This is a genomic window from Pseudomonas sp. R19M, assembly GCF_050312585.1.
In the GTDB taxonomy this organism is placed as follows: Bacteria; Pseudomonadota; Gammaproteobacteria; order Pseudomonadales; family Pseudomonadaceae; genus Aquipseudomonas; species Aquipseudomonas palleroniana.
This window is the reverse complement of sequence record NZ_JBNPJV010000038.1, coordinates 20367-29363: the sequence shown is the minus strand read 5'-3', so window position 1 is coordinate 29363 and position 8997 is coordinate 20367. Positions and strand designations below refer to the sequence as shown.

General features: G+C 62.4%; 10 protein-coding genes. 1 reads left to right on the top strand and 9 read right to left on the bottom strand.

Annotated features, from left to right (window positions below; genetic code table 11):
* Nucleotides 1-74: 74 nt before the first annotated feature.
* Nucleotides 75-1301: an MFS transporter gene (locus ACQRBT_RS07085; protein WP_412046630.1), complete on the bottom strand. Its 1227-nt coding sequence runs from the start codon at nt 1299-1301 to the stop codon at nt 75-77.
* 172 nt (nt 1302-1473) lie between these two features.
* Between ACQRBT_RS07085 and ACQRBT_RS07080 the strand changes: the two genes are divergently transcribed.
* Nucleotides 1474-2367 carry a LysR family transcriptional regulator gene (locus ACQRBT_RS07080; protein ID WP_060755195.1) on the top strand — a complete coding sequence of 298 codons (894 nt, stop codon included), beginning with the start codon at nt 1474-1476 and terminating at the stop codon, nt 2365-2367.
* 146 nt (nt 2368-2513) lie between these two features.
* Here ACQRBT_RS07080 and ACQRBT_RS07075 read toward each other — a convergent pair whose 3' ends face one another.
* From ACQRBT_RS07075 to ACQRBT_RS07040, 8 genes are read right to left on the bottom strand one after another with little or no spacing between them, the layout of a single operon-like run.
* On the bottom strand, nt 2514-2909 hold the full coding sequence (locus ACQRBT_RS07075; protein ID WP_090367264.1) for a hypothetical protein: 396 nt from the start codon (nt 2907-2909) through the stop codon (nt 2514-2516).
* A gap of 26 nt (nt 2910-2935) precedes the next feature.
* A complete protein-coding gene (locus ACQRBT_RS07070) occupies nt 2936-4162 on the bottom strand; it encodes a beta-ketoacyl-ACP synthase (protein ID WP_412046577.1) in 1227 nt (408 codons plus the stop codon).
* Nucleotides 4162-4890, bottom strand: coding sequence for a 3-oxoacyl-ACP reductase FabG (gene fabG, locus ACQRBT_RS07065; RefSeq protein WP_090367259.1), 729 nt, complete (start codon nt 4888-4890; stop codon nt 4162-4164). Before fabG ends, ACQRBT_RS07070 begins: the two co-directional genes overlap by 1 nt.
* Nucleotides 4887-5348: a hotdog family protein gene (locus tag ACQRBT_RS07060; protein ID WP_060755191.1), complete on the bottom strand. Its 462-nt coding sequence runs from the start codon at nt 5346-5348 to the stop codon at nt 4887-4889. The genes fabG and ACQRBT_RS07060 overlap by 4 nt, the downstream gene beginning before the upstream one ends.
* A complete protein-coding gene (locus ACQRBT_RS07055; protein WP_060755190.1) occupies nt 5345-6511 on the bottom strand; it encodes a beta-ketoacyl-[acyl-carrier-protein] synthase family protein in 1167 nt (388 codons plus the stop codon). The genes ACQRBT_RS07060 and ACQRBT_RS07055 overlap by 4 nt, the downstream gene beginning before the upstream one ends.
* Nucleotides 6508-6990 (bottom strand): hypothetical protein, encoded by a 483-nt coding sequence (locus tag ACQRBT_RS07050; protein WP_161547727.1) that lies wholly within the window; start codon nt 6988-6990, stop codon nt 6508-6510. Before ACQRBT_RS07050 ends, ACQRBT_RS07055 begins: the two co-directional genes overlap by 4 nt.
* Nucleotides 6987-7721: a class I SAM-dependent methyltransferase gene (locus ACQRBT_RS07045; protein ID WP_412046578.1), complete on the bottom strand. Its 735-nt coding sequence runs from the start codon at nt 7719-7721 to the stop codon at nt 6987-6989. Before ACQRBT_RS07045 ends, ACQRBT_RS07050 begins: the two co-directional genes overlap by 4 nt.
* On the bottom strand, nt 7718-8965 hold the full coding sequence (locus ACQRBT_RS07040; protein WP_090367254.1) for an NAD(P)/FAD-dependent oxidoreductase: 1248 nt from the start codon (nt 8963-8965) through the stop codon (nt 7718-7720). The genes ACQRBT_RS07045 and ACQRBT_RS07040 overlap by 4 nt, the downstream gene beginning before the upstream one ends.
* Between the last annotated feature and the right edge of the window lie 32 nt (nt 8966-8997).

Sequence of the window (8997 nt, the reverse complement as noted above, 5' to 3'; positions counted from 1 at the left end):
GGTTCAGTTACAAATACTGAAACTGACACACCGCTATCGGGAGCAAGCCCCCTCCCACTTTCCACCTTATCGTGTCAGACCTTCACATTCCCCAGCGGCGGCAATTTCGCCAGCTTCAGCGCTACCAGCAACGCACCGATCAGCAGCGCCACAATAAACCCGCCAATCCCGTTCCAGCCTGCAAAGTGCCAGAAGAACCCTCCCGCAGTCCCCGCAACACTCGATCCCACGTAGTAGCAGAACAAGTACAGCGAAGACGCCTGCCCCTTGGCTTTTACCGCACGGCGACCGATCCAGCTGCTGGCCACCGAGTGGGCGCCGAAGAAGCCGAAGGTGAAGATCAGCATGCCGGGCACCACCAGCCACAGCGGGGTGAAGAGCGTCAGGAGCATGCCGGCGAGCATCAATACGATAGTGCCCCATAACACGCGGCGGCGGCCGAGGCGGTCGGCCAGGGAGCCGATTTTGGCCGAGCTGTAGATGCCCGAGAGGTACACCAGCGACAGCAGGCCGACCACGGCCTGGCTCAAGTCATACGGGTTGCCGAGCAAGCGATAGCCTATGTAGTTGAACATCGTCACGAATGCGCCCATCAGCAGGAAGGCTTCGAGAAACAACCACGGCAAGCCCGCGTCCTTGAAGTGCATGACAAAACCGTCCAGCAGGCTACGGGGCTTGAGGCTGGTGGCGCGGAAGTTGCGCGACTCGGGGAGGATTTTCCAGAACACCGTGGCCGCCATCAGCGCCAGGGCGCCAATGATCAGCATCGCGGTATGCCAACTGACGAAGTCGATCAGGACGCCGATGATCAGGCGGCCGCTCATGCCGCCAATCGCGTTGCCGCCGATGTACAAGCCCATGGCCAGGCCGATGTGCTGCGGATGGATCTCTTCGCTCAGGTAGGTCATCGCCACCGCCGCCAGGCCGCTCAATGACAACCCCTCCAGCGCACGCATCAGGAGGATGCCTTCCCACGTCGGCATCAAGCCGCTGGCGATGGTGGCCAGCGCGGCGCAGAACAGCGCTGAAACCATCACGGGTTTGCGCCCCAGCCTATCGGAGATCGGCCCGGTGATCAGCAAGCCGAATGCCAGCATCGCCGTGGACACCGACAGAATCAGGCTGCTTTGCGCCGCATTGATGGAAAACTCATGGGACAGCGCCGGCATCATCGGCTGCACGCAATACAGCAGGGCAAAGGTCGCGAAACCACCGGAGAACAGCGCCAGCACGGTGCGCATGAACATCGGCGTGCCTTTTTCGATGTACTCGTCGTTGAGCTGGGCGACCACCTCATCCAGGGCGGTGGGTGGGCGTTCTTGAGCGAATGGCGCGACAGCAGATTTCACGGGGACCTCGGGAAGCGAAAGCCTGCCAGGACTGGCAATGCAAAAAAGAATATAGCTGGCTAATGATTCTTTCCAATATATTGTTCGACCTGTTTGAGAGCTTTTACGACCTAATGAGGCTTGCATGGAATTACGTCATTTGCGCTACTTCATTGCCGTCGCTGAAGAACTGCATTTTGGCCGCGCCGCACAGGTACTGGGCATCTCGCAGCCGCCGCTGAGCCAGCAGATCCAGGCGCTGGAACAGGAAGTGGGGGCGCGTTTGTTCGAGCGCACCAATCGTCGGGTTGAGTTGAGCGAGGCCGGACGGTTGTTCCTGCAAGAGGCGCGGCTGGTACTGGCTCAGGTCGACAAAGCCGCCGATGTAGCGCGGCGCGCGCAATCAGGTGAGTTGGGCGAACTGAAGATCGGCTTTACCTCATCGGCGCCGTTCAACTCCAGCATTCCCCAGGCGATCTTTGCGTTTCGCCAGGCGTTCCCGGCGGTGCACCTGAATTTGCAGGAAATGAGCAGCACCGAAGTAGCCGAGTCGCTGGTGGATGAGTCGATCCAGGTGGGGTTGATGCGCCCGCTGCCGTTGCCCGACTCGCTGGGGGTCATTGAGTTGATGCACGAGCCACTGGTGGCCGTGCTGAATGCCGGGCATCCCCTGGTGGACGGCAGTGAGCGCGGCTTGCACCTGGCACAGTTGGCGCAGGAGCCATTTGTGTTTTTCCCGCGGACCTACGGCAGCGGTCTCTACGCTCAACTGCTCAATCTGGCGCGTGACGCCGGTTTCAGCCCGCACTTCGCCCAGGAGGCGGGGGAGGCGATGACCATCATCGGCCTGGTAGCGGCGGGGCTCGGCGTGTCGGTGCTGCCGGCCTCTTACCAGCGCATCCGCATTGATGGCGTGGTGTATCGCACCTTGCTGGATCAAGAGGCGGTGACGGCAGTATGGCTGGTGCAGCGCAAAGGCGCGCAGAGCCCGATGGCGAAAGCGTTTGTGGAGTTGTTGACGCGCCAGCCCGTGCAATGATCGTCCCCACGCTCTGCGTGGGGACGCATCCCGTGACGCTCCGCGTCACCCTGGCACAGGACTGGAGTCTTGCGCCAACAGCGGTACGCGGAGCGTCCCAGGCGGTATTCCCACGCGGAGCGTGGGAATGATCAATGAATCAGAGTTTATTGCAGCCCCGCACCCCGCAACCCCGCCAGAATGTCGCGATCCAGCATGCTCACCCAACGGTTGTAGTTGCGATGGATCTTGCCGTCCTTGTAGCCCAGGTCGCGGCTGTCGCGGTAGGTGATGGCGTAGCTGTTGCGGGTGTAGCGGATGTCGATTTGTGCGTAGAACTGGTTGCGCACGGTGATCTCGGCCTGCACCAACTGCGGGCTCAGGCGCTGCACCGTCCATTCGCGCTTTTGCAGGGCGTTGACGATGACCTGTTTGACTTGCTCTTCACTGACCTGGGGGCCGGCTACCAAATCGTGCTGGGTGTTGAGTACCGGTTTACTGGTGCAACCGGCAGTGCTCAGCAGGGCCAGGGTGATCAGGGTGGCGCGTAGCAGGGAGGACATTCCGTTTTCTCCAATCGATTAAAAAGTCAGGACCAGCGGCGGAAAATCAGCGATGTGTTGACGCCGCCAAAGGCAAAGTTGTTGTTCATCACGTAGTCGTGGTGCATCTCACGCAGACCACCTTGCAGGTAATCCAGCTCGCCGCATTGCGGGTCGACGACGTCCAGGTTGAAGGTATGTACGTACTGGTCGCGATTCATCATCTCGATGCTGAACCACGACTCCAACGCACCGCAGGCGCCCAGGGTGTGGCCCAGGAAGCTTTTCTGTGAGCTGATGGGCATGTGGCTGCCGAACAGGCTGCTGGTGGCCAGGGTTTCGGCAATGTCGCCTTGGTCGGTGGCAGTGCCGTGGCCGTTGACGTAGCCGATGGCATCCGGGGTGAGACCGGCATCTTCCAGGGCCAGCTCCATGGCGCGGCGCATGGTTTTCTGTTCGGGGCGGGTGGTGTGCTGGCCGTCGGCATTGCTGCCGAAGCCGACGATCTCGGCGTGGATGTGTGCCCCTCGCGCCAGGGCGTGCTCCAATTCTTCCAGCACCAGCATGCCGCTGCCCTCACCGATCACCAGGCCGTCGCGGCCACTGTCATAAGGCCTTGGGCTGGTTTGCGGTGCATCGTTTTTCAGGCTGGTGGCATAGAGCGCGTCGAATACCATGGCTTCGGTGGGGCACAGTTCTTCGGCGCCGCCGGCAAGCATCATCGGCAGACGGCCGAACTTGATCGCTTCATAGGCATACCCAATGCCCTGACTGCCGCTGGTGCAGGCGCTGGACGTGGGGATCAACCGCCCGGTGAGACCAAAGAAGATACTGATATTCGCCGCGGTGGTGTGGGGCATCATGCGCACATAGGAGTTGGCATTCAGCCCCTCGGCCACCGAATTGAGCAGCATATTGCCAAACGCCTTGATCTCATCGGTGCTGCCGGTGGACGAGCCGCAGGCCACGCCCATGCGCCCGTCCTTGATCGACTCGTCGCCCAGCAGACCGGCGTCTTTCAACGCCTGCTCGGCGGCCCACACCGCCAGGCGCGAGACGCGACCCATGCTGCGCAGTTGTTTGCGCGTCCAGTGGGCGGGCACGACGAAATCATCAATCGGCCCGGCCAGGCGTGTATTCAATTCGCTGAAGCGGTCCCACTCATCCATGCGCCGGATGCCGCTGCGGTTGGCGCGGAAGTTGGCCGAGATAGTGGCCCAATCGCTGCCCAGGGAGGTCATGCCGGCCATGCCGGTGACGACGACACGCTTCATCAGCACAGGCCTCCGTTCACCGCCAGCACCTGGCGAGTGATGTAGCCGGCTTCGGCCGACATCAGGAAATTCACCGCGCCGGCGACTTCTTCCGGGGTGCCCATGCGCTGCGCCGGGATCATCTTCATCAGCTCTTCAACCGGCACGTTTTCATCGAGCATCGCGGTGTCGATCAGGCCGGGAGCCACACAGTTGACGGTGATCTTGCGTTTGCCCAGCTCGATGGCCAGTGCCTTGGCTGCGCCGATCAGGCCGGCTTTCGAGGCGCTGTAGTTGACCTGGCCACGGTTGCCGATCAGCCCCGATACCGAGGTGATGCACACGATACGCCCGGCCGCACGACGGCGGATCATCGGCATCATCACCGGATGCAATACGTTGTAGAAACCGTCGAGGTTGGTGCGCATCACCACGTCCCAATCGTCTTCGGACAAGGCCGGGAACGCACCGTCGCGGGTCAGGCCGGCATTGAGTACCACGCCGTAATAGGCGCCATGCTGCTCCACGTCCGCCTCCAGGATTTGCTTGCAGCGCGCGCGGTCCGCCACATCGAACTGCAGCACCCGCGCCTGGCGCCCCAGGGCCTGGATTTCGACCTGCACCGCATCGGCTTCGGCACGGCCGCTGCGGCAATGCAGCACGATGTCATGCCCGGCCTGGGCCAGGCGCAAGGCAATGGCGCGGCCGATGCCACGGCTGGAGCCGGTGACCAGTACGGATTCAGTCATGGCGTTTCGTCCTTAGATTCATCTAAATAGTTGGCCGCCTGGGGCGGTCGAAATACGTTCAAGCGGGCGCTGGCCTGGATACCGTCGCCGGTCAGGTGGCATTCGAACACCCCCATGCCGTTGTCGTCTTCCAGGGAGCGCAGGCCGTGGATGCGCAGCTCGGCGCCTGCGGGGAAGTGTTCCACGTTGCACTCGAACTTGCGTGTGCCCAGCAGGAAGCCCAGTTCCACGGCTTCGCCTTTCTGGCGTGCCCGGCAACCGGCATAGGCGGCGACACTCTGCGCCATCAGCTCGATGCCGACCCAGGCCGGCAGGCTGCCGTCCGGGCGGCTGAACAAACCGCCGGGCTTGACGGTGACACGGGTGTGGACCTGCTCCTCATCGAACGACAGCACCTGGTCGATCAGGATCATGTCGCCCGCATGGGGCAGCAGTTCGGCGAGTGGCCAATCGATCATGGGGCCTCTGCGATTATCAGGCTGATGTTATTGCCGCCGAAGGCAAACGAGTTGCTCATCAGGCAGCGTTTTTTCAAGGTGTCGCCCGCTGCGGCCCATTGCAAGGCCGGCAATGCCGGGTCGGCCTGGCCATCCCACACATGCGGCGGCACTGCACCGTGAGCCAGGCTCAGCCAGCAGAAGGCCGCTTCCAATGCACCGGCTGCGCCGAGGGTATGGCCGCTCATGGGTTTGGTCGACGAGCAGGCCACACCCTGCGGGAACAGGCTGGCCACGGCCAGGCTCTCCATGGCGTCATTGTGCAGAGTGGCGGTGCCGTGCAGGTTCAGGTAGCCGATCTGTTCCGGCGCCAGTTTCGCACTGGCCAGGGCCTTGCGCATGGCGTGCAACGCACCTTTGCCGGAGGGTTCGGGGGCGGAAATGTGGTGGGCATCACAGCTGGCGCCGCTGCCGATCAACGCGATGGGCGCAGGCTGGCGACTCATCAGGAACAGCACCGCTGCTTCGCCGATGTTGATGCCATTACGGTTCACCGAAAATGGATTGCAGCGTTCGCTCGACACCGCTTCCAGCGCGGTGAAACCGTTAAGCGTCAACTTGCACAGACTGTCTACGCCGCCGCAGATCACCGCATCGCATACGCCCAGGTCCAGCAGGCGCTGGGCACTGACCAGCGCACGGGCACTGGAAGTGCACGCTGTGGAGATCACATAGGCCGGGCCGCTCAGGTGCAGCCAGTCGGCGAGGAAATTCGCCGGCGCGCTTAGCTCCTGCTGCTGGTAGTCATAGTCGCCGGGGAATTGCTGATTGCGCAGGTAATGGGCGATACCGCGGCTGGCTTCATCGATGCCCGACGTGCTGGTGCCCAACACGACACCCACGCGTGCTGCACCGTGAGTGTGGATCGCCTGACGAATCTCGTCTTCAATCTGCAGCGCCGCTTCCAGCAACAGTTGGTTGTTACGGCTATTTTGTGCGCACAGCGCTGCGGGAATGTCTGCCAGCTCACCCCGCACGCCGCCTACCGGCAGCACGCGATCCGGCACCCAGCCGCTCTCGGCGCGCATGCCCGAGCAGTCGCCGGCAAACAGGCTGCGGCTGACTTCGGCTTGGCCGCGCCCCAGCGCGCAGATCACGCCGAGCGCATTCAGATAGGCCGTCATCGGCCCACCCCAAGCGGCGTGATGCGATAGCTCAACGGCTGCCCATTCATGTTCACACTGAACACCTCGGAAGACTGATACACGATTTGCCAGTGCCCCGGCAGCGTACGCGTCAGGTCCCTCGCCTGGGCGCTCGGGTACAGCGCAGGCACGTCATCGGCCGACGTCAGGGCAAACAGCAGCGCAGCGAACAGCTCCCGCGCCTGAGGGTTGGGCGGCAGCAAACCATCGGCCTGCCACTGGCCATCGACCAGTTTTTGGCGGGCCTGGGGAATGCCCAGCGGGTCCATCATCGACCAGCGAATCGCGCTGCCTTCACGCTGGATGACCAGCAACCAGTCCTGGGTCTGGCCGCCCGTGCGACGCTGTACATGCAGTTGCATCGGCAAGCTCAACGCCGGATTTTTCGCCGGCAGCGGCGGCTGGCTGGCGCAGGCGCTCAGCAGCAACAGGCAGCCGATCAGCAACAGGCGGATCATGGGGTGGCACCCGCTAGAGGTTTACGCGCTACGCAGTTGACCAGGGTTTCCTCACGTTGGCCCACCGGCGGCGGATTGCGCAGGCCCCAGCGTTCGAGCAGGCCGAAATCGCTGGCACGGCTCCACCACAGATAGGGGTATGAGACGTTCTGTGGGCCAAATTCAAAGCCCTGTTCGCGGAGCATCTGCAGGTACTCTTCGGCGCTCTTCTGCACGTGCATCGGGTGACGGAACAGCCAGCGGATCACCCAGGTATCGATATAGGCTTCGGTCGACTCGGCAAACAGCAAGTAACCACCGGGCTTGAGCACCCGGTAGAACTCATTGAGTGCGCGATGCTGTTCGACCAGATGATGAAAGGTCTGGTGGCAGAACAGGATGTCGACGCTTTCGTCCGGCACTTGCAGGGTCGCGCAGTCGCTGCCGATCAGTTCCACCGCCAGGCCTTGGCGGGCGGCTTCGGTCTGGCTCAGCGCCAGGCTGTGAGGGTCGGCATCCAGGCCGATCAGGCGCTCGGGCGCAAAGACCTGCTGCAAATAGCGAAACGACTTGCCCTGGCCGCAACCGGCGTCCAGCAACACCGGCGCCACCGGCAACGGTTCGCTGAACAAGCTGCGCAGGTCATTGATCGCCACGCGCAACACATGGTGTTGCCAGGTGTGGCTGCGCAGGAACCAGAAACCGAACCGGGTTTCTTCGACGTAGTTCTTACTCAGGTACTGGGTAGTCATACCGTTTCACTCGCACAAATTTCCGACAACATCCGCAGGCGCCGCTTGGGTTCGCTGACAAACGGGTTACGTTCATCCCAGGCATAACCGGCGAGGATCGAGCTGATCATCCGACGGATCTCCGGTGAGCTGCCCGGGTGAAAGATCACGTCCTGGAACGTTCCGGCATACCAGCCTTCGACGTAGCAACGGAAGGTATCGACACCGCGCTTGAGCGGCTCGGCAAACTCGGTTTGCCAGTCGACGGTTTCGCCCTTCAATTGGCGATGCAGCACACCCGCCGCCATGCTCGCCGAACGCATGGCAATGGTCACGCCGGAGGAGAATACCGGGTCGAGGAACTCCGCCGCATTACCCAACAGCGCAAAGCCCGGCCCGTGCAGGGTTGTGACGTTGGCCGAGTAACCGCCGATGGTCCGTGCCGGCGTGTCCCAGACGGCGTTTTGCAGTACGCCGCGCAGGCTCGGGGTTTCATCGATGAAGCCCCGCAGGCACGCGTCGAGGTCGCTGTCACGGCCGTCAAAGTGTTGTTTGGCCGCCACTACGCCGACTGAACAACGCCCGTTGCTGAAGGGGATGGTCCAGAACCAGATATCGCGCTTCGTCGGGTGGGTGGTCACGAGGATTTTGCTGCGGTCGAAACCTGGGTGCGTGATGCGGTCCTCGACGTGAGTGAATACCGCCTGGCGCAAGGGAAAGTTCGAAGGGGCTTCCAGTTCCAGCAGGCGCGGCAACACGCGGCCATAACCACTGGCATCCAGCACGAATCTGGCCTTGATGTGGTACTCGCTGCCGTTCTCCCGGCGGATATGCAGGTAGCGGCACTCGCCACTCAAGTCCACACCCGCGACGGTTTCGCCGTAGCGAATGTCCACGCCTTGCAGTGCGGCCTGATCGGCCAGCAACTTGTCGAACTCGCCGCGCTGCACCTGGAAGGTGGTCGGCTTGCCGTTGCTGAAGGTATCGCCGAAATCAAACGCGCTGTAGCGCTCGCCCCAGGCGAACGCCGCACCGGTTTTCACCTGGAAACCCGCTGCTTGCACGGCGTCGAGCATGCCGGCTTCTTCGATAAAGTCGATGCAGTGGGACAGCAGGCTTTCGCCAATCGAGAACCGTGGGAAATGCTGGCGCTCGATGATCAATACGTCATGCCCGTTGCGCTTTAACAGCGCGGCGGCGATAGCCCCGGATGGTCCGGCGCCGATCACGACCACCTGGCGACGTTCCATTTCAACTATTGGCACGAGGGCTCCTTGCCACTTTGGCGATAACGGTA